This window comes from Sinorhizobium glycinis (assembly GCF_001651865.1).
GTDB lineage: Bacteria > Pseudomonadota > Alphaproteobacteria > Rhizobiales > Rhizobiaceae > Sinorhizobium > Sinorhizobium glycinis.
Map to the genome: position 1 here is coordinate 455263 of NZ_LPUX01000064.1, position 23378 is coordinate 478640.

General features: G+C 62.5%; 27 protein-coding genes and 1 pseudogene. 12 read left to right on the forward strand and 16 right to left on the reverse strand.

The window, feature by feature from the left end; translation table 11 throughout:
* Window positions 1-41: 41 nt before the first annotated feature.
* From AU381_RS21980 to AU381_RS21995, 4 genes are all read right to left on the reverse strand, one after another.
* Window positions 42-902: a shikimate dehydrogenase gene (locus tag AU381_RS21980; RefSeq protein ID WP_064244191.1), complete on the reverse strand. Its 861-nt coding sequence runs from the start codon at window positions 900-902 to the stop codon at window positions 42-44.
* Window positions 903-981: 79 nt separating this feature from the next.
* On the reverse strand, window positions 982-1998 hold the full coding sequence (locus AU381_RS21985; RefSeq protein ID WP_064243839.1) for a TRAP transporter substrate-binding protein: 1017 nt from the start codon (window positions 1996-1998) through the stop codon (window positions 982-984).
* Between the two features lie 117 nt (window positions 1999-2115).
* Complete coding sequence (locus tag AU381_RS21990) at window positions 2116-3396, reverse strand: TRAP transporter large permease subunit (protein WP_064243840.1); 1281 nt, start codon at window positions 3394-3396, stop codon at window positions 2116-2118.
* 10 nt (window positions 3397-3406) lie between these two features.
* The gene (locus tag AU381_RS21995; protein WP_064243841.1) at window positions 3407-3970 is read right to left on the reverse strand and encodes a TRAP transporter small permease; all 564 of its coding nucleotides are present in this window, start codon (window positions 3968-3970) and stop codon (window positions 3407-3409) included.
* 293 nt (window positions 3971-4263) lie between these two features.
* On the opposite strand from AU381_RS21995, the gene AU381_RS22000 reads away from it, so the two are divergent.
* The gene (locus AU381_RS22000) at window positions 4264-4926 is read left to right on the forward strand and encodes a TetR/AcrR family transcriptional regulator (RefSeq protein ID WP_064243842.1); all 663 of its coding nucleotides are present in this window, start codon (window positions 4264-4266) and stop codon (window positions 4924-4926) included.
* Window positions 4927-5157: 231 nt separating this feature from the next.
* Here AU381_RS22000 and AU381_RS30820 read toward each other — a convergent pair.
* Window positions 5158-5253, reverse strand: a pseudogene (locus AU381_RS30820) (type II toxin-antitoxin system VapC family toxin); the annotation flags it as partial.
* On the opposite strand from AU381_RS30820, the gene AU381_RS30115 reads away from it, so the two are divergent.
* Complete coding sequence (locus tag AU381_RS30115) at window positions 5210-5374, forward strand: hypothetical protein (RefSeq protein WP_162273442.1); 165 nt, start codon at window positions 5210-5212, stop codon at window positions 5372-5374. The pseudogene AU381_RS30820 and the gene AU381_RS30115 overlap by 44 nt on opposite strands.
* A gap of 523 nt (window positions 5375-5897) precedes the next feature.
* On the opposite strand, the gene AU381_RS28905 is transcribed toward AU381_RS30115, so the two are convergent.
* From AU381_RS28905 to AU381_RS22015, 3 genes are read right to left on the reverse strand one after another with little or no spacing between them, the layout of a single operon-like run.
* Window positions 5898-6146, reverse strand: coding sequence for a hypothetical protein (locus AU381_RS28905; RefSeq protein ID WP_082910276.1), 249 nt, complete (start codon window positions 6144-6146; stop codon window positions 5898-5900).
* Window positions 6147-6189: 43 nt separating this feature from the next.
* A complete protein-coding gene (locus AU381_RS30825; protein ID WP_082910277.1) occupies window positions 6190-6408 on the reverse strand; it encodes a hypothetical protein in 219 nt (72 codons plus the stop codon).
* Between the two features lie 11 nt (window positions 6409-6419).
* Window positions 6420-6707: a hypothetical protein gene (locus AU381_RS22015; protein ID WP_064243845.1), complete on the reverse strand. Its 288-nt coding sequence runs from the start codon at window positions 6705-6707 to the stop codon at window positions 6420-6422.
* 616 nt (window positions 6708-7323) lie between these two features.
* Between AU381_RS22015 and AU381_RS31035 the strand changes: the two genes are divergently transcribed.
* The 4 genes from AU381_RS31035 (at window position 7324) to AU381_RS22030 (ending at window position 9090) form a co-directional block, all read left to right on the forward strand.
* On the forward strand, window positions 7324-7446 hold the full coding sequence (locus tag AU381_RS31035; RefSeq protein ID WP_280137783.1) for a hypothetical protein: 123 nt from the start codon (window positions 7324-7326) through the stop codon (window positions 7444-7446).
* A 157-nt stretch (window positions 7447-7603) separates the two neighbouring features.
* Window positions 7604-7906, forward strand: coding sequence for a hypothetical protein (locus tag AU381_RS22020; RefSeq protein WP_064243846.1), 303 nt, complete (start codon window positions 7604-7606; stop codon window positions 7904-7906).
* Window positions 7907-8274: 368 nt separating this feature from the next.
* Window positions 8275-8490: a hypothetical protein gene (locus AU381_RS22025; RefSeq protein ID WP_064243847.1), complete on the forward strand. Its 216-nt coding sequence runs from the start codon at window positions 8275-8277 to the stop codon at window positions 8488-8490.
* A 126-nt stretch (window positions 8491-8616) separates the two neighbouring features.
* Window positions 8617-9090, forward strand: a complete 474-nt coding sequence (locus AU381_RS22030; RefSeq protein WP_064243848.1) for a VOC family protein — start codon at window positions 8617-8619, stop codon at window positions 9088-9090.
* A 129-nt stretch (window positions 9091-9219) separates the two neighbouring features.
* On the opposite strand, the gene AU381_RS22035 is transcribed toward AU381_RS22030, so the two are convergent.
* The 4 genes from AU381_RS22035 to AU381_RS22050 form a co-directional block, all read right to left on the reverse strand.
* Complete coding sequence (locus AU381_RS22035) at window positions 9220-10725, reverse strand: tripartite tricarboxylate transporter permease (protein WP_064243849.1); 1506 nt, start codon at window positions 10723-10725, stop codon at window positions 9220-9222.
* A gap of 10 nt (window positions 10726-10735) precedes the next feature.
* Window positions 10736-11197: a tripartite tricarboxylate transporter TctB family protein gene (locus tag AU381_RS22040; protein ID WP_064244192.1), complete on the reverse strand. Its 462-nt coding sequence runs from the start codon at window positions 11195-11197 to the stop codon at window positions 10736-10738.
* A gap of 347 nt (window positions 11198-11544) precedes the next feature.
* Window positions 11545-12522: a tripartite tricarboxylate transporter substrate binding protein BugD gene (locus AU381_RS22045; protein ID WP_064243850.1), complete on the reverse strand. Its 978-nt coding sequence runs from the start codon at window positions 12520-12522 to the stop codon at window positions 11545-11547.
* A 404-nt stretch (window positions 12523-12926) separates the two neighbouring features.
* Window positions 12927-13715, reverse strand: a complete 789-nt coding sequence (locus tag AU381_RS22050; protein ID WP_064243851.1) for a pseudouridine synthase — start codon at window positions 13713-13715, stop codon at window positions 12927-12929.
* A 201-nt stretch (window positions 13716-13916) separates the two neighbouring features.
* Here AU381_RS22050 and AU381_RS22055 point away from each other — a divergent pair, with 201 nt between their 5' ends.
* Together AU381_RS22055 and AU381_RS22060 are read left to right on the forward strand one after the other, a co-directional pair.
* The gene (locus AU381_RS22055) at window positions 13917-15293 is read left to right on the forward strand and encodes a DUF3300 domain-containing protein (protein WP_064243852.1); all 1377 of its coding nucleotides are present in this window, start codon (window positions 13917-13919) and stop codon (window positions 15291-15293) included.
* Between the two features lie 17 nt (window positions 15294-15310).
* Window positions 15311-16258, forward strand: a complete 948-nt coding sequence (locus AU381_RS22060; protein ID WP_064243853.1) for a DUF2950 domain-containing protein — start codon at window positions 15311-15313, stop codon at window positions 16256-16258.
* A gap of 170 nt (window positions 16259-16428) precedes the next feature.
* Here AU381_RS22060 and AU381_RS22065 read toward each other — a convergent pair whose 3' ends face one another.
* The gene (locus tag AU381_RS22065; RefSeq protein ID WP_064243854.1) at window positions 16429-16905 is read right to left on the reverse strand and encodes an Lrp/AsnC family transcriptional regulator; all 477 of its coding nucleotides are present in this window, start codon (window positions 16903-16905) and stop codon (window positions 16429-16431) included.
* 125 nt (window positions 16906-17030) lie between these two features.
* On the opposite strand from AU381_RS22065, the gene alr reads away from it, so the two are divergent.
* Genes alr through AU381_RS22080 form a run of 3 tightly spaced genes read left to right on the forward strand, consistent with a single transcriptional unit; the run spans window position 17031 to window position 19854 of the window.
* Window positions 17031-18164, forward strand: coding sequence for an alanine racemase (alr, locus tag AU381_RS22070; RefSeq protein WP_064244193.1), 1134 nt, complete (start codon window positions 17031-17033; stop codon window positions 18162-18164).
* Between the two features lie 25 nt (window positions 18165-18189).
* Window positions 18190-19440 (forward strand): D-amino acid dehydrogenase, encoded by a 1251-nt coding sequence (locus tag AU381_RS22075; protein WP_064243855.1) that lies wholly within the window; start codon window positions 18190-18192, stop codon window positions 19438-19440.
* Between the two features lie 36 nt (window positions 19441-19476).
* The gene (locus tag AU381_RS22080; RefSeq protein WP_064243856.1) at window positions 19477-19854 is read left to right on the forward strand and encodes a RidA family protein; all 378 of its coding nucleotides are present in this window, start codon (window positions 19477-19479) and stop codon (window positions 19852-19854) included.
* A gap of 104 nt (window positions 19855-19958) precedes the next feature.
* On the opposite strand, the gene AU381_RS22085 is transcribed toward AU381_RS22080, so the two are convergent.
* From AU381_RS22085 to AU381_RS22095, 3 genes are all read right to left on the reverse strand, one after another.
* The gene (locus AU381_RS22085; RefSeq protein ID WP_064243857.1) at window positions 19959-20702 is read right to left on the reverse strand and encodes an SDR family oxidoreductase; all 744 of its coding nucleotides are present in this window, start codon (window positions 20700-20702) and stop codon (window positions 19959-19961) included.
* A complete protein-coding gene (locus AU381_RS22090; protein ID WP_064243858.1) occupies window positions 20695-21444 on the reverse strand; it encodes an SDR family NAD(P)-dependent oxidoreductase in 750 nt (249 codons plus the stop codon). The genes AU381_RS22085 and AU381_RS22090 overlap by 8 nt, the downstream gene beginning before the upstream one ends.
* Before the next feature lie 131 nt (window positions 21445-21575).
* On the reverse strand, window positions 21576-22466 hold the full coding sequence (locus AU381_RS22095) for an aminotransferase class IV (protein WP_064243859.1): 891 nt from the start codon (window positions 22464-22466) through the stop codon (window positions 21576-21578).
* A 165-nt stretch (window positions 22467-22631) separates the two neighbouring features.
* On the opposite strand from AU381_RS22095, the gene AU381_RS22100 reads away from it, so the two are divergent.
* On the forward strand, window positions 22632-23306 hold the full coding sequence (locus AU381_RS22100) for a GntR family transcriptional regulator (RefSeq protein WP_064243860.1): 675 nt from the start codon (window positions 22632-22634) through the stop codon (window positions 23304-23306).
* The last annotated feature ends 72 nt before the right edge of the window (window positions 23307-23378 follow it).

Below are 23378 nucleotides of genomic sequence, written 5' to 3' on the forward strand. Positions count from 1 at the left end.
GGCAGAGGGGGGTGCCTCCGCGAAGCCAACCGATCAAATCCTCACCCGGTCATCGCCTTGAAATGCTCGAGCATGCGCGCCGCATCCGGTTCGAGCCCGGTGAACAGGCGGAAGGCGCCGACCGCCTGGAACACCGCCATGCCGCCGCCGTCGAGGGTGCGGCAGCCGCGCCGCCTGGCTTCCTTGAGCAGCGCCGTTTCGAGCGGGAAATAGACGATCTCGGCGACCCAGTGGCGCGGCGCGAGGAAATCGGCGTCGAGCGGCAGCCCGGGATATTTCGCCATGCCGGTTGGCGTCGCATGGATCAGCCCTGCCGCCTCCCGCATCGCCGCGGCGAGATCCGTGCCGGCGGTGATTTCGGCTTCGGGAAAGAGCGGTGCAAGCATCTCGGCGAGCGCCTCGGCCCGTTCCGGCTCGCGGTCGAAGACGGCAAGCTGGCGCAGGCCGAGCGAGAGGCCCGCATAGGCCGTCGCGACGCCGGCGCCGCCGGCGCCGAGCTGCACGGCGGCGGAAAGGTCGGCGTCCGGCAGGCCGCGCCTGAATCCTTCGGCAAAACCCCACCAGTCGGTGTTGTGGCCATAACGCCGCCCGCCCTTCAGCACCACGGTGTTGACGGCGCCGAGCCGCCGCGCGTCGGGGGCAAGCTCGTCGAGATGGGCAATCACCGCCTGCTTGCAGGGATGCGTGATGTTGAGACCGGCGAGCCCGCGGGTTTGCGCATCGGCGAGCAGCCGCGGCAGATCGCCTTCCGTGGCGCCGAGCGCCTGCAGATCGATCAGCTCGTACTGATAGCTGAGCCCCTGGGCGGCGCCCTCGGCCATATGCATCGCCGGGGTCAGCGAGGCCTGGATGCCGGCGCCGATCAGGCCGGCCTTCAAGGGTCTTACAAGCGTTTCGGTCATGTTTTCCGGTTCCACTTTGTCCATCCCGTCGCGCTTCGTCCGGCCCGCCCGTTGGACGGACCGGTAACTCGGCTGGTTGTTACTGGCCGCGTGCCGCGCCGATCTCCTTGAAGAGCGCCTGCACCGTTTCGGTGCCGATCTCGGCGCTGAACTTCTCGATCACCGGCTTGACGGCATCGCGCAGCTTCTGCGTCTCCTCGGGGCTGAGTTCGCTCACCTCCATGCCGGTCTTCTTGATTTCCTCAAGCGCCTCGGCGTCCTTTTCGCGCGAGACCTTGCGCTGGAAGTCGCGAGCTTCGGTCGCGGCCGACTGCAGCACGCCCTTCTCCTCGTCGTTCAGCCCGTCCCAGAACTTCTTGCTGACCAGCACGATCTGCGGGTTGTACTGGTGACGGGTCAGCGTCATATACTTCTGCACTTCATAGAACTTGGCGTTGAGGATGTTGGCGGCCGGGTTCTCCTGCCCGTCGACCGTTCCGGTCTCGAGCGCCGTATAGAGTTCGGTGTAGGGCAGCGGCACGGCATTGGCCCCGAGCGTGTTGAAGATTTCAAGCGGGATCGGCGACTGGACCGTGCGGATCTTCAGGCCCTTGATGTCCTCGAGCTTGGTCACCGGATGGCGATTGTTGGTGAGGTTGCGGAAGCCGAGCTCCCAATAGCCGAGCCCGACGAGGCCGGTATCGGGCAGCAGCTTCATCAGGCTCTCGCCGAAGGGACCGTCCATCACCTTGTCGGCTTCCTCGCCGCTGTTGAACAGGAAGGGAAGGTCGACGGCGCCGAACTGCTTGACGTTGTTGGCGAGGATGCCGGCGTTCAGCACCGTCATCTCGATGACGCCGCCCTGCAGCGCCGAGACCGTCTGGACGTCGCCGCCGAGCGTGCCGCCCGGGAACAGCTTGACCTCGATCTTGCCGCCGCTCTTTTCCTTCACCAGTTCGGCGAATTTCTCCATGCCGGTCACCTGCGGGTGACCCTTGTTGTTGGCCGAAGCGAACTTCAGCGAGTGTTCGCGGATCTCCGCGAGCGTCGGCCCGGCGGTCAGCAGGGCGAGCGGCAAGGCGATGCCCAATGCCAGTTTCGTCAGTCTATTCAACATGTTTTCCTCCCAGGGTTGGACCGGTACTCCCACCGGCCGTGTTGAATGCGTGAAAGTCAGTGTGTGTCCTGCCGCATTTGTGCGACGTCAGGTGATTTCACCTGACTGCAAAAATTCTCAGTGCCCGAACCAGGAGACCGGAACGGTCACCAGCTCAGGGAACAGCACGAGCAGGAAAAGAACGATCAGCTCGGCGACCAGGAAGGGCATGACGCCCTTCATCAGGTCTTCCATCGACAGCTTCGAGACGCCGCAGATGACGTTCAAGACCGTGCCGACCGGCGGCGTGATGAGGCCGATCGAATTGTTGATGATGAACAGCACGCCGAAATAGACCGGGTCGATGCCCGCCTGCTTGATGATCGGCATCAACACCGGCGTCATCACCAGGATGGTCGGCGTCATGTCCATGGCGGTGCCGACGACGACGATCAGGGCCATGATGGCGATGAGCAGCGCCGTCTGGTTGTCCATCAGTGGTTCGACGAGGGCGGCAAGCGCGCCGGGCACGTCGGCGACGGTGATCAGCCAGGCCGAGACCGCGGCGCAGGCGACCAGGAACATGACGACGGCGGTGATCTTGGCGGCCGCGACGAAGACGTGGAAGAGCTGGGCGGGCGGCAGTTCGCGATAGACGACCATCGCGACGAAGAGCGAATAGACGGCTGCAACGACGCCCGCTTCCGTCGGCGTGAAGACGCCGAACTTCAGGCCGACGATGATGATCACCGGCAGCATGAGTGCCCAGATGCTGTCGGCGAGGGCCTTGAGGCGCACCGCGCCGCTCTCCCTTGGCGGCAGCTCGAACTGCTCCTTGCGGGCGACGAGGAACCAGGTGATGCAAAGTGCCGCGGCGATCATCAGCCCGGGGAAGATGCCGGCGAGGAACAGCTTGGTGATCGAGACGCCGCCGACGACGCCATAGAGGATGAAGCCGATCGACGGCGGAATGATCGGGCCGATGATCGAGGCAGACGCCAGCAACCCGCCGGCGCGTGCCGCGTCGTGGCCGCTCTTCAGCATCATCGGCAGGAGCAGCGCGCCGAGGGCGGCCGCGTCGGCGACGGCCGAGCCCGACAGGCTGGAGAGAATGCAGGCGGCGAAGATCGCCACGAAGCCGAGGCCGCCGCGGATATGGCCGACCATCGCCATCGCCAGCGCGACGATGCGGCGCGAAAGGCCGCCGGTGTTCATCACTTCGCCGGCGAGCAGGAAGAAGGGCACCGCCATCAGCGGAAAGCTGTCGGCGCCGTTCAAGACGTTCTGGGCGACGATCTGCGCATCGAAGAGGCCGAGATAGAGCATCAACGCCACGCCGCTCAAGATGAGGGCGAAGGCGATCGGCACGCCGAGCGCCATGGGACCGAGCAGTGCGCCGAGGAAGATCGATACGGTCATGGTCGCCTCCTCAGTGTTTCGCAGAGACTGGCCCGAGGGCGGGCGAGGGAATTTCGTCGAGGGCAACCTCGTCCTCGCTGTCACGCACCAGTTCGGCGGTCGTCACGTCGATGCGGCCGGTGGCGATGGCGAAAGCGTCGGAAATGAGGATCAGGAAGGCCGGAATGCCGAAGGCAAGGCCCGCACCATAGAAGAAGCCCATGGAAAGGCCGGTCGCGGGCGCACCGACATGAAGGTTGATCAGCGTCTGCGCCCAGCTGCCGCTGATCATCAGCCAGGTCGCATAGAGCATCAGCGCGTGGCCCAGGAGCACGGCGACCTTCGCTCCGAACGGCGGCAGTCGCTTGATCAGCGTATCGACACCGAGATGGCCGTGTTCGCGCATGGCGACGACGGCGCCGAGAAATGTCAGCCAGACGAAGAAGATGCGCGACAGCTCCTCGGAGACCGTGATGCCCTGGTTGAAGGCGTAGCGCAGGACGACATTGCCGAAGACGAGCACGACCATGCCGGCCAGCAGCAGGGCGATCGTCACCTTCAGCGCGAAGAAATAGAAATCGATGATGCGGGTCATGCGCTCCTCCCAAGCGACAGGCGAGCTCTCGCAGACGTGTTTGCGCGAGCTTCTCTCTCCCCAATGCCGGGCATTCGCCCGGCGAGCCGACCCGCGCTCCTCCGCGTCTCCGGCAATATTCCTAAAATGTACTAACTAGTTCGGATGTCAAGTGACTTGCTATTGAAAGGACGGGCCAAGGTGAATATGTCTTGATGCATCGCCTGGGAGAGGGGCCTCCGGCTCGACCTGCAAAAGCGGGCATTAAGGTCGACGGAACAAGGGCTTGTGGAAGAGCGGGGCAGCGCGCGACGATGGCCGAACGGCAGATAAACGGCAGGAAAAACGATCCGGCGAGAACGCAGGAAGACATTCTCGAGGTGGCGACGGAGGAGTTCTCCACCCACGGCCTGGCCGGGGCGAGGGTGGACGCCATCGCCGAAAAGACCCGCACCTCGAAGCGGATGATCTACTACTATTTCGGCAGCAAGGAAGCGCTCTATCTCGCCGTGCTCGAGCGCTCCTACCGCAAGATCCGCACCCTCGAGGCGGATCTGGCGCTTGCCAACCTGCCGCCCGAACAGGCGCTCCGCACGCTGATCGCCACCACCTTCGACCATGACGAGGCCAATCCCGACTTCGTCCGCCTCGTCAGCATAGAGAACATCCACCACGCCGCCCACATGCTGCGCTCCGAGGCGATCCGCGAGTTGAACGTCTCGGTGATCCAGACCATCGATGCCATCGTCCAGCGCGGCCTTGCCGACGGCACCTTCCGCCGCAAGGCCGACCCGATCGACATCCACATGCTGATCAGCGCCTTCTGCTTCTTCCGCGTCTCGAACCGCTACACCTTCGGCACGATCTTCCGCCGCGACCTCTCCGAACCGGCGACGATCGGGCGGCACCGCACGATGATCGCTGATGCGGTGGTGAGCTACCTGAAGGACGAAGAGGGGGGCGAGTCGCGTCAATAAGACAGCAAGCGGTTGCCGCTCGACAGGTTAGTATCGTCCCGGGGGCGGCCAGTGTAGGCCGAGCATCGCCGCGGTGATGAAACGCTCTCGTGGCGAAGAACTGGGTTTTCGCTTCGGGTCCTGACTCTAACGCATGTCGCCCAAAAGTGCGCTGCGGTTTTGGGACGACGACATGCAAGAAAACAAGGACCTAAAGCGCGCCGCGTGAATACGTTTGAATGAGGACGCGCTTTAGAACTCCCACGGCGAAACGAGGTCGAGCCCGGTCGATCGAAAGTCCTCGATGTTACGCGTGGCAAGCCGGCCGCCGTTCACCCGTGCGATGGCGCCGGGCCGCAAGAGGAAAGCCGTGTCAATCCTCCTCGACGAAGACCTCCTCGCGCTTGGCCTCTGGCAGGAAGACGATGACGAGGACGGCGGCGGCGATGGCGATCTGGCGCGTCCATGACGCAAGGGGATTGCCACTCGGCGGGTTAACTCGGGACGCCCGCACGGCCTGCGCGGCATGTCACAGACTACGTCCGGCGCCCCTAAAATGTTACTGGACTCATCCAACCGCATGGCGGACGATCTGCTTTTAAGAAGACTCTTGTTAAAGGATCGATATTTAAGAATTCGCATGAACAATCGTGCCATGACAAAGCCCGCCATTTGGCGGGCTTTGTTTTGATCGCTCAAGCGTTCGAAATTGGCCTCACATGGAGCTGACTTTCTGAGATCGACTTACCTGTATGCTTGCTCCGATGCCTGGTCCTGACGGAGACAGAACGCCCGCGCGGCCGCGAGCAGCGTGTCTTCGTTCAATGGATAACGCCGGAACTCGCCCATCAGAAAATCGGCAAGCCCCTGAACCCTTGGCCCCGTTCGGGGAATTCCGAACTCGATACAAACCGTCTCGTATACGCGCCGCAGAGCGGTCACTTCGGCCTCGCTCAGAGCTGCAACGATATCATTCGAGTACCCGCGCATCGCTAATCTGAAGCCTCTTGTGGGTTATTGAGAATGCGCAGCGCTCGCGCTGCATTTTTGGGACTGAGGCCGACCATTTCCCAGGGGCCTATCTTTGCGGCCTCTCCGGTAAAGACATGATAGATCGTATACGTCCCGTCTCCCTCGAAACGGCGACCATATCGATAAAGCCGTCCAGATCTATCGGGAGCCCCACCTTCCGATTCCCAGACGCTAATGGTGAGCGCGTGTTCTTCGTGTTTGCTTTTCATCTTTGCTCTCCTCCGGGCGGCTCGCCTGTGCGACAAGGGCTCGTTAGTGAAGGGGCGTCATGCCCCATTCGATTGGCTCCAGATTGTCTTCAGTGCTCACGCGCTCTTGCCCGAGTTCATCATTGCGGAGCCGATATTGAGGCGAGTTGTCCCTCAACGGGAGTTTGGCGGTTATGCGATAGGTCTCCGCCGCGCGGGGCGAAATATTTTCTCGATCTCTAAGCCGAACTGACAGACCGATTGGGAATCGATGGTTGCGCATGGATTGTCGCCTTACAACTTGGGTGACGGTGCGTTAGCGGCGCTGTGACGGTCGACTGCGATGAGGCGTTCAAGCTCCTCGGGAGCGATTGCCACCAGACGCATTCGGTATTTGCTCTCGGCCGTGGCCGGCAGCTTGATAAACGTCGCTACACGGCGATAAGCCAGCCAGGATATGCCTTCGATCAACTCCTCGTCCTCATCGACTTCATAGTCGCCCGGAGGCACCATCTCGTCGAGATCTGGAATCCAGAACGGTTCATCGAAATGCACTCTTCGGTGTCTGGTTCGGGCAAACATGTTGCCTCCTTCCTGTCGCGAACGGGGTTCGCGGGTTCAGCCATAATCGGGCTGGGTTGGCTCCGGTGCAGGGAGCAGTCGCTCTGGCCCTTCGCGCATTGCCGCATGGCGGAAGCCTACGGCTCCTTTGCACTTGAGGATATTCAGGATCGATGATCGGTGAGTTTGGCGGGTCTGCAGCCTCTGACGAAGCAAAAAGCCAAGCTGGCCTTGGAACGACGCTCAATTTATATGCTGTGATTGTGGCTTTCGTGAGATTATTTTTAATTTAAAGCCCCACCTGCTGAAAAAAGTATCTGGCTGCGGATCGTCATTATATACAACGATAAAATATCTCTCGGAAAGAAAGGTTGTAGATGCGAGAAAATTACCCGTATTCCAAAGAAGTATATTTCGTCTGTAGTTTAAACAGTTGTTTACATTAACTATTTTAAGGTTCAGGGTGAAATATCGGATTGCCAGGGAGCTTCTGGTCCGAGCGCCGGCCTGCAACGATCCCGATAATCGTCTGGTCACCAAGTGCCGGAGGGCTCTCGACAAGTTCAGCCCGAACTGCAGCCGCTCATTATCCCGGAGGCGCAGCGACGCTGCGTTTGGAGTCACTTAGGAGGCTTCTGTGAAAAACTTCATTCCCGCCAGTTTCCAGAGCTATGATTACACGCGTGTGATCGTCTGGCTTGCCTTTATTCTCGCAATTGCCGTGGTTGTCTATTCCGCCCTGTTCGGAAGCATCCTCTAATCGTCTGGTCGATGCTTGTTTACAAAGCGGTGCCCGTCTCCGAGAACGCGGTTGCTATTTCGATGGCAAAGGCGCAAGGTCCAACCTTCAGTAGCATATGTCACGGGCGCTACTGCTTGAGGGCTAGACACCCCAGCCCCAACCGAAGGAGGACGTGATGTCTTCCACCGTCTGCTGCGTATCGCCTTCTGACCGTGAAATGATCCTTTCAGTCTTGGACGATGCTGGCTACGACGCCAGTGTCCTTGTCGAGGATCCGCGATTCTTTAACACGGCCGCATTGCTTGTAACGAAACTGTTCTTGGCGGGTGTCGACTCCCGATCGGGACTGGCGGCGAAGCTCGAATATCAACTGGGCAAAGCTGGCAGGCACAGACAACCGGGCACTTCGACGCTGCCGCGCTATGCAATCCAGGGTCTTCCTCTCGAGCTACAGTCGCAACTCCGCGAGCAACAATAAGGCTTGGGTTAGTCCGAGCTTGTCGATCACGCCGATCGGAAGTGGGCTGTTTCCTTTTCAATCCGCGAACGTGCTTTGTCCGCCCGCCGGAAGCGCTGTCGGCGGCCTGATGCTTTCGGCATAGTGCCGCTTTGATCGGACGGTTGCAGAACAGGAGGTCGGACTGGCGGCATGACTTAAATCCTACTGCATGTTTCCTAATCGTAGCCGATTTAAGGATAAGAACATGCAGCGATGCAAAGTGCTACAGTGTCCTTTGTGCGTCTGAAAAGACGCACGGCGCTGTAGGTCCGCGTCCATTCAACGTCCCTTCTGGCTATGACACATCCAAGCGCGGGGCGGAAACCAGCACAGACGAGGTCAAGCCTATGCAAAAATTCACAGTCGTCATCATGAAAGAGTTCGAGGCCGACACTGCCGAGGAGGCCGCCTTGCTCATGTATCAGGAACTGGCCACGGGGCCGGCACCTCTGCATTATTCGGTCACGGACGAGACAGGGAATGCTAGCGATCTGACGCTCGACCGCGCAAAGGCCGATGAGTTCGCCAGTGTCGATCACACGGCGGATCCGGGCAACTGGTGATCGACGAGGCGCATTCATGCTGCTGTCGTGTGCTGTGGCATGGGTGGAGAAAAACGCTTGGCTCCCTATTTCGCAGGGTAGCGGATGGGAAAAGGCCGAACTTCCTCAAAGAGAAAGGAACACGCAATGGCAAAGAACACGATTTGCCTCTGGTACGACAACGACGCCGAGGATGCCGCTCGCTTCTATTCTGAGATCTTCCCGGACAGCAGGGTGAGTGCCGTTTTCCGTGCGCCCAGTGACTTCCCGTCCGGCAAGGAGGGGGACGTGTTGACGGTCGAATTCACGGTCGCGGGCATCCCTTGTCTCGGCCTGAACGGAGGCCCCGCCTTCAAGCACAACGAAGCCTTCTCGTTCCAGATCGCAACCGACGATCAGGAGGAGACCGACCGCTACTGGAATGCCATCGTCGGCAATGGCGGTCAGGAGAGCGCCTGCGGCTGGTGCAAGGACAAGTGGGGGATCTCCTGGCAAATCACCCCGCGCGTATTGACCGACGCGCTGGCGGCCGGCGGCGACGAAGCAAAGCGCGCCTTCGAGGCCATGATGACGATGAGGAAAATCGACGTCGCCGCCATCGAGGCGGCACGGCGCGGTTGACGCTCCACTGCGGCCTGCAATCGCCGGCAGAGCCTTTCGGCTGGCCGCCGCTGGCCGATGGCTCTATAACAAAGCGGCCCCGCGTCTGGAAAGGCGCGGAGCCGCAATGGCTGTCTAGGAACCCTCTCCTCAATCCTCCTCGACGAAAACCTCCTCGCGCTTGGCCTTGACGGCCGGCAGGAAGACGACGACGAGGACGATTGCGGCGATCAGCAACAGTGCGGCACTGATCGGCCGGGTGACGAAGGTGGTCGGGTCGCCGCGCGAGAGAATCATGGCGCGCCTCAAGTTCTCCTCGAGCAGCGGGCCGAGCACGAAGCCGAGAAGCAGCGGTGCCGGCTCGCAGCGCAGCTTCAGGAGCAGGTAGCCGACAAGGCCGAAGAAGGCGACGGCATAGAGGTCGTAGACGTTGGAATTGACGCTGTAGACCCCGATCGAGCAGAAGGCCATGATGATCGGGAAAAGCACGAAATAGGGGATCTTCAGGAGTTTTACCCAGAGCCCGATCAGCGGCAGGTTCAGGACGACGAGCATCAGGTTGCCGATCCACATCGAGGCGATGATGCCCCAGAAGAGGGCCGGCTGTTCCGTCGCGACGTTCGGGCCGGGCACGATGCCCTGGATGATCATCGCGCCGATCATCAGCGCCATGACCGGGTTGGCCGGAATGCCGAGGGTCAAGAGCGGGATGAAGGAGGTCTGCGCCCCGGCATTGTTGGCGCTTTCCGGTCCGGCGACGCCGGCAATGGCGCCGCGGCCGAATTCCTCGGGCCGGTCGGAGATGCGCTTTTCCACCGTATAGGAGGCGAAGGCGGCGAGGATGGCGCCGCCGCCCGGCAGCACGCCGAGCGCCGAGCCGATCACCGTGCCGCGGATCACCGGTGCGAACATCCGCTTGAAGTCCTCCTTCGTCGGCAGGAGTTCGCTGACCCTCGCCATCAGCACTTCGCGGGTCTTCTCGCTTTCGAGGTTGCGCAGGATCTCGGCAATGCCGAAGACGCCGACCGCGAGCGCGACGAAATTGAGGCCGTCGGCATATTCCCGAATGCCGAGGGTGAAGCGCGGCGTGCCGGTATAGATGTCGGTGCCGACAAGGCCGAGCAGCAGGCCGAGCGCCACCATCGCCAGCGCCTTGACGACCGAGCCGTGCGCGAGCGCGACGGAGGAGACGAGGCCGACGATCATCAGCGAGAAATATTCGGCGGCGCCGAATTCCAGCGCGATCGCGGTCAAGGGCGGCGCGAAGAGGGCGACGAGGAAGGTCGAGACCGTGCCGGCGAAGAACGAACCGAGCGCGGCGATCGCCAGCGCGGTGCCGGCGCGGCCGTTGCGGGCCATCTGGTAGCCGTCGATGGCGGTGACAGCGGAGGAGGATTCGCCCGGCATGTTGATGAGGATGGCCGTGGTCGAGCCGCCATATTGGGCGCCGTAATAGATGCCGGCGAGCATGATCAGCGAGGAGACCGGCTCGAGCTGGAAGGTGATCGGCAGCAGCATGGCGATGGTCGCCGTGGCGCCGATGCCGGGAAGCACGCCGATCAGCGTGCCGAGCAGGACGCCGATCAGGCAGAAGAGCAGGTTCGCCGGCGAACCGGCGGTGGCGAAGCCGAGGGCAAGATTGCTGAAGAGATCCATGATTCGTCTCCTAGAACCGGGCCCAGGGGCCGAAGCGTTCGAAGGGCAGGTTCAGGCCGTAGCTGAAGACGACGACCGAGAAGATCGCTAGCCCCAGCGAAACGGCGATTGCCCAGAGCGGCTTCATGCGGTGCGAGGCGAAGCAGGCGATCAACGACGTCAGGAAGACGGCCGGCACGAAGCCCAGTCCGCGTACCGTCAGCCCGAAGAAAATCGGTGCCGGCAGGATGAAGAACATGCCGCGGATGGCGATCGGTCCCATCGGCTCGCCGTGAACGCGGGCCGACTGCACCAGGATGACGACGCCGAGCAGCGTCAGGACGGCCGAGAGCAGCAGCGGGAAATAACCGGGACCCATCCGGAAGGCGGTGCCGATTTCGAGCCCGAAGGACTGCCAGGCGAAGAAAAGACCGACGGCCGTCAGGATACTCCCGCACAGCGCGTTGGTGGTATCGAAGGAGATGGCTTTCATCTTGTCCCCATTTTTGTTGTTTCGGACGCGGCCGCGGCGTCCCGGTTTTTGGCGATGTCCTCGCTTTTTGTCCGGCTCGAGCTGCTGCACGTTTTCTTAAATCGGAGCCGGTTCAAGGATAAAAACATGCGGCATTGCAAAGTGCTACAGCGAACCCTTCTTGTGTCTGAACAGACGCGGGGCGCCGTAGCGGGGTCCTGCGGAAAGTTGACGGCTGTCAACTCTTAGGGGGCCACCGATCGATTTCTCCGACCGGCCGCTGCCCCACAGCGCGACCGGTCGGAGGCGATGCCGCTGCCGACCGCCCCTGTTTGAGAACGTATTTGGCAGCAGCTCGCGGGAGCCGATCAGTCGGCGTACTGGCCGGCCGCCTCGATCACCGGCTTCCAGCGGGCGATCTCGCTTTCAAGCTTGGCCTTCAGCGCTGCCGGGGTCGCATCGGCTTCGCTCGACGGCTCGGTGCCGAGTTCTGCGAAGCGGGCCGCGACGTTCTCGTCCTTGAGAGCCTTCTGCAGCGACTTGGACAGGCGATCGGTGACCTCTGCGGGCGTCCCCTTCGGCGCATAGATGCCGTGCCAGATGCCGACCTGGAAGCCCTGAAGACCGGCTTCTTCAGCCGTCGGCAGGTCCGGGAAGATCTTCAGCCGCTTCGGCGAGGTCACGGCATAGGCCTTGATCGTGCCGCCCTGGATCTGCTTCGTCGTGTTGGTCGTCTGGTCGCACATGATATCCACCTGGCCGCCGAGGAGATCGGTCATCGCCGGGCCGGTGCCCTTGTAGGGCACTGTCGTCAGCTGCGTGTCGATGGCGTCCATGAACATCATGCCGCAGAGATGCGAGGCGGCGCCGATGCCGGCATTGGCGACCGTCACCGTATCCTTGTTGGCCTTGGCGTATTCGATCAGCCCCTTGAGATCTGTCGGTTCGAAATCCTTGCGGGCGACGATGGTCATCGGCACCTCGGTGACGAGGCCGACATATTCGAAGGCGTTCAGCGTGTCATAGGCGAGCTTGCGATAGAGCGTCGCGCTGGTCGCCATGCCGATATGGTGCAAGAGGACCGTGTAGCCGTCGGGATCGGCCTGGGCGACGCGGCCCGCACCGAGCGTGCCGCCGGCGCCGCCGACGTTCTCGACGATGATCTGCTGGCCGAGGTCCTTCGACATGGATTCGGCGACGAGGCGGGCGACCGTATCGGTCGGGCCGCCGGCCGAGAAGGGCACCACCATGGTGATCGTGCGCTCCGGATAGGTTTGGGCGCTGGCCGAAGCGGCAAACAGGGAAACGGCGGCGACGGCGCCCAGAAGCGCGTTCAAAATTTTCATTTTTTCCTCCCGGATGACTTTGTCCACCAGCCGGCACGGTTCCTCCCGCCGGTCCTGGTTGCACCCATTAGCAAACGGGATTTTACCACAGACAACCGCCGTCTGCGGCGGTTTCGCGCATTTGTCGCGCGAGCGGCGGGGCGATGGGTGGATTCGGAAACAAAAGCGCGTGGCGATGGGTGGATCTCCACCCATTTGGCTCAGGCGTGGCAAGCCGAAACGCCCCTCCCCAACCCCTCCCCACAAGGGGAGGGGCTTCGATGCCGTGCCGACTCCCTCTCTTTTTCTTTACCTTTGGAGCCATTTCGTAGGAGTCGGAAAGGGAAGAGGGTGCCGCGAGTATACCCCTCCCCCTTGTGGGGAGGGGTTGGGGAGGGTCATGTTGCGTGCGAATCGGCTGCCCGTCAAAGTCCCGTGCGCCGTCTCAGATACTCGACCTCCACGTCCGTCAGCGGTCGGCTTGCCCCCTTCGGGAGGTCGCCGAGGCCGATCTCGCCGATCGAGACACGGATGAGCCGCAGGCATTCGAAACCGAGCGCGTCCAGCATGCGGCGAATCTGCCGGTTGCGCCCTTCCTGCAGCTCGACCTCGATCCAGGAGGTCTTGTCGCCGCTCCTCAGGCCGCGAACATGCGTGGCTTTGAGCACCTCGCCGCCCTCGCTGACCCCGCCCATCATCGCCTGTGTCGATGCCTCATCGAGAAGACCGCGAAGCTGGACGTGGTAGATCTTGCCGATATGGGTGGTGGGATCGAGGAGGCGCTGGGCCAGCACCGTATCGTTGGTGAAGAGCAACAACCCTTCGCTCGCCTTGTCCAAACGGCCAACCGGCGAGAGAAAGCGGGCATCGGCCTCGGCGAGACAATTGAACACCGTCGGCCGCCCCTCCGGGTCGTCGCGCGTCGTCACGACGCCGCGCGGCTTGTTCAGCATCAGGTAGACCTTCGCCTCGGCCGCGATCGCGGTTCCGTCGACGGCGATCCGGTCCCTGTCGATGTCGACCCAGTGCGAAAGGTCGGTCGTCTTCCGGCCGCCGACGCTGACGCGGCCCTCGGCAATCAGCTTTTCCGCCTGCGTGCGCGAGCAGTAGCCGAGCTTGGAGAGCGCCCGGGCGAGGGTGACGCGCCTGCCGGCCTCCGCACCGATCCTTGCTTCATCGACTCGCCTTTTCGCCGAAGGACGGCCCTGCTTCACCCGACTGTCTCCGCGTCGTTGCCAGAGTTCCATCTGACACAATCCGCGTTGCGGGACCAGAGGAGATAGCCGTCGATTGTCGTCGCTTTGAGGTGAAGACCACAAGTGGTAATCTTGCTGCAGACTTGTTTGAGGGGGGCCGTCTCGGAAAGGCACTTTAAAGCGGATGCCTTCTCCGATACCGAGGGGGAGACGCGGATCATGCGCAAGTCAATTCTAGGGGGCATGGCTGCCCTGGCAGCCTCGGCGCTGCTGCAGTTCGGGAACACGTCGCTCATTTCGCCGGCCCTCGCCCAAGAAACGCCCGCTCCACCCGGGCAGCAGCAGGCTGCGCCCGAACCGCTGAGCGATGAGGAGCTTGAGGTGCTCGTCGCCCCGATCGCGCTCTATCCGGATGAACTGGTGGCGCTCGTCTCTGCAGCGTCGCTCTACCCGCTGCAGATCGTCGAGGCGGAACGGTTTCTCGAAGCCCGCAAGAAGAAGCCCGAGCTGAAACCGAAGGAAAGCTGGGACGGCAGCATCATCTCGCTCTTGAACTATCCCGAGATCGTCAAGATGATGAGCGAGGACCTCGAATGGACGCAGGCCTTCGGCGAGGCGATCGCCAATCAGCAGAAGGACGTTTTGATCGCCATCCAGCAACTGCGCGACGAGGCGGTGGCCAAGGACATCATCGAGACCGACGACAAGATCAAGGTGGTCGAGGAGGGTGACAACATCATCATCCAGTCGGCGAACCCGGAAGTCATCTACGTGCCGCAGTATCCGCCGGAGATGCTTTACGAGCCGGACTACGCGCCGGTGCCGATCGATTACTATGACGACCCCTATCCCGCCTATTGGTATCCGGGCGCGGCCTTCTTCGCCGGCGCCGTCACCGGCGCGATCTTCGGCGCCATCGTCGACTGGGACGATTGGGGCGTGTGGGGTGGCCGCTGGGACGGCGACATCGATGTCGACTGCAACAAGTGCTTCAACGACATCGACTTCGACGGCAAGGTCAACTTCAACGACATCGACTGGAAGAATGTCGACCGCAGCAAGATCAGCTTCGATCGCGACCAGCTCCAGAAATTCGACCGGTCGAGCATCAAGAACAACATCAAGGCCAGGGGCGACAACAACCTGCGCAACCGCGCGGCCGCGATCAACCGCGATCGGCCGCAAGCGCGACCGGGCGGCGGGGGCGGTGAGCTCAAGGATGTGCGCAAGAGCACACTCGAGGGCCTGAAGGCCCAACCGAGACGCGAAGCCGCGGCACGGCCCGGCGGCCGGACGGCGGCGAAGGCAAAGGCTGGCGGCGGCAAGCCGAGCGTCAACCGTCCAAAGGGCCAGAAGTCTTCGGTCAACCGGCCGGCCGGCAAGAAGAAGATGGCGGCGAAGGCGCAGAACCGGCCCAAAAAGCCCTCGGGCCTCGGCAACGTCAACACCGGCCGGCGCGAGGTGGCCTCGTCGCGGCGCGGCGGCCACAGCATGGGCGGCGGCCATCGTGGCGGCGGACGGCCGCAGATGAGCCGCGGCGGTGGCAGACCGCCGATGGCGCGCGGCGGCGGCCGCGGTGGCGGGCGCAGACGGTGAGGGAGGGGAGCACGACGATGACCAGGCTTTTGCACGGACTGCTGCTCGGATCGGTCCTCTCGCTTGCGCTCGCCATTGCACCGGGCGATGCCGCGCTTGCGCAGGCACAGCCGCCGGACATCGATGACTATGCCGCGGCCGACGACCCGCCCGCCTTCGACGATCCGGCCAAGGCGGTGGAGGCCTTCAAGGAGCGGCTTGCCGCCAATGATTTCGACGGCCTTGCGAAGCTTCTCGGCCTCGACGCGGCAAAGGTCCGCACCGGCGAGGACGCGATGGAAACCTTCGCGCAGATTCGCGAAGGCGCGGCCCGCAATGTCCGGGTGCGCGAAATCGAGGGCCGCAAGGTTATCGAGGTCGGCGACCGGCTCTGGCCGCTGCCGTTCCCGATCAGCAAGGGCGAGGACGGCAAGTGGGCCTTCGATACCCATGTGGGGCTCGAGGAGATCGTCAACCGGCGTGTCGGCGAGAACGAACTCGAGGCGATCGAGACGGTGCGCGCCTATGTCGAGGCGCAGAAGGACTATGCATCTCGGGACCGCGACGCCGACGGCGTCCTCGAATACGCCCAGAGGCTGATCAGCAGCGAGGGCCAGACCGACGGGCTGTACTGGCCGGCCGGCGCGGGCGAGGAGACAAGCCCGGTCGGCGACGCGATCAACGAGGCGGCGCTCGAGAAGGCAAAGGCCGGCGAGGGCTATTTCGGCTACCGCTACCGCATCGTGACCTCGCAAGGCGACAACATCGCCGGCGGCAGACACGACTATGTCATCAACGGCAACATGATCGCCGGCTTCGCGCTGATCGCCTGGCCGGTCGCCTATGCCGAAACGGGCGTCAAGACGTTCGTCGTCAACCAGCAGGGCATCGTCTACGAGAGGGATCTCGGGGCCAGCACCGAGGCGATCGTGCCGTTCATCGACCGCTTCGATCCGGACGACAAGTGGACCGTGGTGAGCGATTAAATCAGGCCGGAAGCTGCTCCGCAGACTTGCTGCAAATTGCCCCTCTCCTCGGGTTTGACCCTGGGCTTGACCCAGGGCTCGACCCGAGGACTAGTGGTGGGCCTGGCGTGCGATTGACCAAATGATGCGTTCCCTCGGTAGGCTGTCCGTAGCCTATGCTGTCGTCGCGCCTATCGTCGCGTCGACTGTTTCGTTCCGGTCCGAGTCGCAAGCACGTTTCGGATCGAAAAGCTCGAATGGATGCGCGAAACCCCCGGAAGGGCGGAAAGGATCTCCTTGTGAATGCGCTCGAACTCGCCGGCATTGGCGACTTCGACACGCAGCAAATAGTCCGATCCACCGGTCATCAGGAAGCACTCCTTTATTTCGGGGTGCCTTCGCACGGCGGCCTCGAACCGATCGAGGTAGTCCTCCGTCTGACGATCCAGCGTGATGTTGATGATGACAGCAATGGTGGCTTCGACGTTGGATGTATCCACCAGTGCGGTGTAACCACGGATAACGCCGGCCTGCTCCATCAGCTTTATTCGTCTGAGACAGGCCGATGGCGAAAGCCCGACTTCCGTGGCCAGGCTGGCATTGCTGCGTCGCGCATCCAGCCGCAGGAGCCGAAGGATACTACGGTCTATCGCGTCAAGTGCATTCATTGCAGATCATGCCAATTCTTCTTCGTTTCCTTCAAAGATCATGGTTTGACGCAACGATCAATCACTTTTTCCTCGGCAATTTCACGATCGTTTCACTAAGCTCCCCGTCAACGCGGGAGGCCGGCATGGACGGGACTATACAGGCAGGCAGGCAAGGCGGGTCGACGGTCAGGGGCGGCGCATCGGGCTACCTGACCGTCGACCTCGCGGCCCTTGCTCGCAACTACGAAAAACTCTCGGGGGAGGTTGCCCCAGCTCGCGCTGCGGCAGTCGTCAAGGCCGATGCCTACGGGCTTGGTGCAGGCCAGGTCGGCGCCAAGCTACATGCCCAAGGCTGCCGGGATTTCTTCGTTGCCCAATTTGTCGAGGCGGTTCGGTTGCGACCGCATCTGCCCGGCGATGCGCAGATATTCGTGTTGAATGGCCTGCAACCCGGCAACGAACCCGGCTGCGCGCAGCAGGGCATCATCCCGGTCATCAATTCGATGGAACAGTGGCAGCGATGGTCCGCTATGGCACAGGCGCTGGGCCGCGCGTTGCCGGGCGTGCTGCAATTCGATACCGGCATGTCGCGCCTCGGCCTGCCGCAGGAGGAGCGGGCGGCCCTTGCCGCCGCACTTCGAGTTGGCGGAATGGTCGATGTGCTCTTCATCATGAGCCACCTCGCCTCCGCCGACGACGTCGAGAGCGAGCAGAACCTCAGCCAACTTGCCGAGATGACGCGCATCGCACGGCAGTTCTCCGGCTTCGACGTATCCTTTGCCAACTCGGGCGGCATATTTCTCGGTGGCGACTATCACGGCGTGGTTGCTCGCCCCGGCATCGCGCTCTATGGCGGCGCGCCGACTGCCGGCGTGCCGAACCCCATGGAACCGGTCGTGCGGCTCGATGTCGCCGTCGTGCAGACGCGCACTGTCCCGGCCGGCGCGCGCGTCGGCTACAGCGGCACCCATGTCGCAGCGTTCGAAACCCGGCTCGCAACCATCGCCGCTGGTTATGCCGATGGCCTGCCGCGCAGCCTGAGCGGCAAGGGGGCAGTCTACTGCGACGGCGTGCGCTTGCCGATTGTTGGCCGCGTGTCCATGGACAGCATCACCATCGATATCACTGGGCTTCCTGCCGATCGGCTCACGCTCGGCAGCCTCGTGGAGGTCCTCGGGCCCCATCAGTCGCTCGACGACCTCGCTCGCGACGCCGGGACCATTTCCTACGAAATCCTGACCGGCCTCGGTCATCGCTACGAGCGCCAGTACCGCTGACGCCTTCTTTCCCAGTGAGGACATCATGAAAGTCATCGTTCTCGGCGCCGGCATTGTCGGTGTCACCTCGGCCTACCAGCTTGCCAAGGCAGGTCATGAGGTGACCGTCATCGACCGCCAGTCCGGGCCTGCCTTGGAGACGAGCTTCGCCAACGCCGGCGAAGTCTCCTTCGGCTACTGCTCGCCCTGGGCTGCGCCCGGCATACCGATGAAGGCGATCAAGTGGCTGTTCATGGAGCATGCACCGCTGATCCTGCGTCCGAAGATCGATGCCGCCATGCTATGCTGGATGGTCAGGATGCTCTCGAACTGCACATCCGGGCGCTATGCGATCAACAAGAGCCGCATGCTGCGGCTTGCCGACTACAGCCGCATCTCGCTCGCAGCGCTGCGCACTGAAACCGGCATTGCCTATGACGAGCGCATGCAGGGCACGCTGCAATTGTTCCGAACGCAGCAGCAACTCGATGCGTCCGGTAAGGACGTCAAGGCGCTCGCAGCCGACGGCATTCCCTACGAAGTGCTGGACCGCGATGGCTGCATCCGCGTCGAGCCGGCGCTGAAGCATGTACGCGACAAGATCGTTGGCGGCCTGCTGACACCGAAGGACGAGACCGGCGATTGCTTCAAATTCACCAACGCCTTGGCCAAGAAGGCGGACGAGCTCGGTGTACGCTTCAACTACGGCAGCATCATTCGGGGTCTCGATGTGGAAGGCAGTCGCATACGAGGCGTCATCACCGCGCACGGAACGTTGCAGGCCGATGCCGTGGTAGTGGCGCTTGGCAGCTTCTCCCCGCTCCTCGTCAGACCGCACGGTATCCGTCTGCCGGTCTATCCGGTCAAAGGCTATTCGCTGACGATCCCGATCACCGACGCCGCACGCGCGCCGGAATCGACCGTCATGGACGAGACCTTCAAGATCGCTATTACCCGGCTCGGAGATCGCATCCGCGTTGGCGGCATGGCGGAGATCTCCGGCTACACCAACGATCTCGGCGAGCCCCGCCGCCTGACGCTCCAACACTCCGTCACCGACCTCTTCCCGGGCGGCGACGTATCGAAAGCCAGTTTCTGGTCGGGCCTTCGCCCGATGACGCCGGATGGTACCCCGGTGATCGGTCCGACGAAGGTCGCCGGTCTCTATCTCAATACCGGTCACGGCACGCTCGGCTGGACAATGAGTTCAGGCTCGGCCCGGGTAATCGCCGATCTCGTCAGCGGCCGCAAGCCGGAGATCGACGCCACCGACCTTGCGATCGCCCGCTATGCGTGAGCGGCCCTACTCAACCACTTATCGAGGAGACAAACGATGATCCAGGAAATCCACACGAACGACGCGCCGGGCGCTGTCGGTCCCTTCTCGCAGGCGATCAAGGTCGGCAACCTGCTGTTCGTCTCCGGCCAGCTCCCCATCGATCCGGAGACCGGCGAGTTCAACTCGGACGACGCAATCGCACAGGCCGATCAGTGCCTCAAAAACCTCGCCGCCATCGCCGCCGCCGCCGGTACAAGCCTTGCCAACACCGTCAAGACGACAGTTCTCCTGACCGATCTCGGGCATTTCGCGGAGATCAACAAGGTCTACGCGGGCTTCTTCGTCAAGCCGTTCCCCGCACGCGCCTGCTATGAGGTCAGCGCCCTTCCGAAGGGTGCGAAGGTCGAGATCGAGGCTATAATAGCCCTTTGAGTGGCTTGGACAACGTTGTTGTGCATACGTCGAAAAACGGCCATGACATACCCGCGCTGCGTGACTGGCTGTTCGAGCAGCGCCGGTGAGATCGCCAGGCCCATCTACGGCTGGGGGGCCTTTACCATCGTCCCCCCGCCTGCCGCCTGATCCGTCGGAAATACCTCGACGCGCGCCACGTCGACATGAGCGGGAAGATCGATGACGTCGGCGATGATCCGGGCGATATGTTCCGGTTCGATCGCACGATAGCCGTCATAGAGAACGGCATCGGCACGGTCGTCGGCGATGGCGCTGCGATAAAGCGCGGTACGCACGCGCCCCGGCACGATTTCGCTGACACGGACGGAGGTGCCCAGGAGGTCGCATCTCAGATTGTCGCAAAACAGGCTGAGACCCGCCTTCGAGGGACCATAGGCGCCCATGTTGGGATAGGCCGCCTGGCCGCCGCTCGACCCGATGAAGATCAGATGCCCGCGCCGCCGCGTCACCATCCCGGGGAGGAACGCCCTGGTAAGATGCATCGGCGCCTTCAGGTTGACGTCGATCATTGCGTCGATTTCGGCGGGCTCTATTTCGTGAAAGAGCGCCCGCGTCGAAAGGATGCCGGCATTGTTGACGAGAATATCGACATCGATGCCGGAAAGCGCCCGGCCGATTGTCGCGGTATCGCGTACGTCGGCTGTGATCGTTCGCGCGCCCGTCCCTTCCGCAAGTTCTGCTAGCGCACGCTCGTTGCGACCGACCGCATAGACTTCCAGACCGCGTGCCCGCAATGCCGGCACAATCGCCTTTCCAATGCCGCTGGTCGCACCGGTGACCAAAGCGACCCGATCACGCTCAGACATAGATGTAGCCTCCGCTCACGACCACATTTTCGCCGGTGGCATAGGTATTTCGGTGGGAAGCCATCATCACGATCCATTCGGCCATTTCGGACGGCTCGGCGGCCCGACCCAACGCGCTTGCCTTGGCAAGCTCCGGCAGGAAGCCGAGTTCCTTGGCACGGTCGGTGGCGAAACCGGCGGGAGCCACGGAATTGACGAGGATCTGGTCCTTTGCGCATTCCTGCGCGAAGGATTTCGTCAGGCTGACAACCGCTGCCTTGGTGGCAGCGTAGTGGGCGTTCTGCGGGTGCGCCTTGAAGGCATCGACGGAGGTCACATTGACGATGCGACCCGTCACCTCGGGGAGGTTCACATGTTCGCGCATATGGCGGACCGCCGCCACCATCATGTGATAGGTACCCTTGACGTTGACCGCGTTCTCGAGATCCCACTCTTCGTCGGTGATGTCGAGAATTGGCTTGCGCGGATAGATGGCTGCGGAATTAACCAACACGTGAACGCGTCCGAGCTGTCCGGCGATCTCGCCGAAACCCCGATGGGCAGTCTCGGCCCGGGAAATATCGGCGACGGCAGTGGCGACCTCTGCACCCAGTTCCTGCAATGCCCTCGCTGCCGACGCGAGAAGTTCGGGATTGCGGTCGATGAGTCCGATCTTGGTCGCTCCCTGCGAAATCATCAGCTTTGCCGTGACCAGGCCGAGGCCGGATGCGCCACCGACGATCACGGTCGTGAGATTTTTCATTGTTCACCTCGCTTCGCCCTCAGGCGATTTCCTGTGGTTGATCTGAATGACAATTCTGCCGAGGCGGCGTGTCCGACAGGCGCCGCCGCAGATTTCAGCGGGATGGTCAGGCGCAGTTTTCGCGCGCCCAGTCAGTAGATCCTCGTGAGTTCGCGGGTCAGGGGACCGGTCGTGCCGGCGCCGATCGTGTGGCCGTCGATCCGGGTGACCGGCGTCACGCCGCCGAGCGTTCCCGTGAGGAAAGCCTCGTCTGCGGAATAGGCCTGGGCCAGTGTGAAATCGAGCTGGCGCGCAGGCCCGAGATGGCGTGAGAAAAGGTCAAGAACACGCCCCCTCGTGATGCCGTTGAAGCTGTATTTTCCCGTCGAAGTCCATAGCTCGCCCTTGCGGACAATGAAGAAGTTCGTCGAGTTGCAACTTGCCACGAAGCCGAGCGGATCGAGCATCAGCGCCTCGTCGGCACCTGCCGCGATCGCCTGGATCAATGCCTGGATCAGATTGAGCCGACTGTGGGAGTTGAGGCGAAGATCGAATACATCAGGCGTACTGCAGCGATAGGAAGAGGTGAAGAGCGTCAAGCCCTTGTCCGACGCATTGAACCTGGGCGCCTTCAGTTTGGCAACGATCACCATCGTCGGCCCGCCGATCGTGAAACGGGGATCCTGGTTGGGTGTCGCCTTGCGGCCCCGCGTGACCATCAGGCGAACATGCGCACCATCGGCGAAACCGTTTCTGGCGCAGGTCTCCATGATCGCCGCCACCACTTCCCCGCGCGTCATGCCGAGATCCAGGCTGATGACCCTGGCTCCCTCGAAGAGCCGGTCCATGTGGAGATCCACAGACAGTAGCGAACCATTGACGAGGCGCAATCCCTCCCAGACCCCGTCGCCTAGCACGAAGCCGCTGTCGAATACCGATACCGACGCCTCGTCGCGGTGAACGAAGGCACCATTGAGATAGACCAGCACATCTTCGTTCCTGGCGTCGCCGCTATAGCCCTGCGCGCTCTGATAATTCTGCATTACCCCATGGCCCTCTTGTCGTCCTTCCTCCGAACGCTTTCGCATGCTATTGTTGACAATCGATCATCGACGCCGACAATGCAAGGAGATTTTCCTGCGCTTGCGATTTCCCTTTCCGAGCCGCTTCGGCTAAATGGAATTCGAAAGCCGAACCGAGGGCACCGCATGCGACCCGTCAAGAAACAGACCTTCCGGGAACAGATCGTCGATGAATTGAAGGCGGCCATCATGTCCGGCCGGATGGCACCCGGCAGCCCAATCTCGGAAGCGGATCTCGCGGTCCACTTCGGCGTCAGCCGCGGACCGCTTCGTGAGGCTTTGCGCCACCTGATCGAGGAGGGATTTCTTGTCGCCGTACCCTATACCGGCACGCGCGTGCTCGACCTGACCCTCGAGGACCTGCGTGAAATCTCCTCATTGCGCACCGAACTCGAGATCTTCGCTTTCAAGCTTGTCTGGCCCAGGCGGGATGCGGCCTTCGGTGCCGAGCTTGCCGCCCGATGCGAGGCGCTGAAGGCATGCAGCCGGGCGGGCGACGGAGAGGCCAGCATCGCGACAGAACTGGCGCTCCACTCCTTCGTCTTCGAGACCTGCGGCCACCGCCTGCTGCTCGATACATGGCAGCGGTTGAAAGGCCGCCTGCAGCTTTACTGGGCGACCCATCATCGTGCCCACGATCGGCGCGTTCCCGAAATCGATGCGCATGACCGCTACGTGGCGCTGGCGATCGGCAACGACTTCGATGCCCTAGCGGAGGAAATCCGCAACCATATGAAGCAGGGCCTCGAGCGCACCGAACGCTTCGTCATGGCGCAATTACCCGCACACAGGAGCGCCTGAAGCCAGGACGCGGCAACTCCCGTCTGTGGTAGCGCCAGTTCGCCCAAACAAATGGGCTTGGCCTTCTCACAA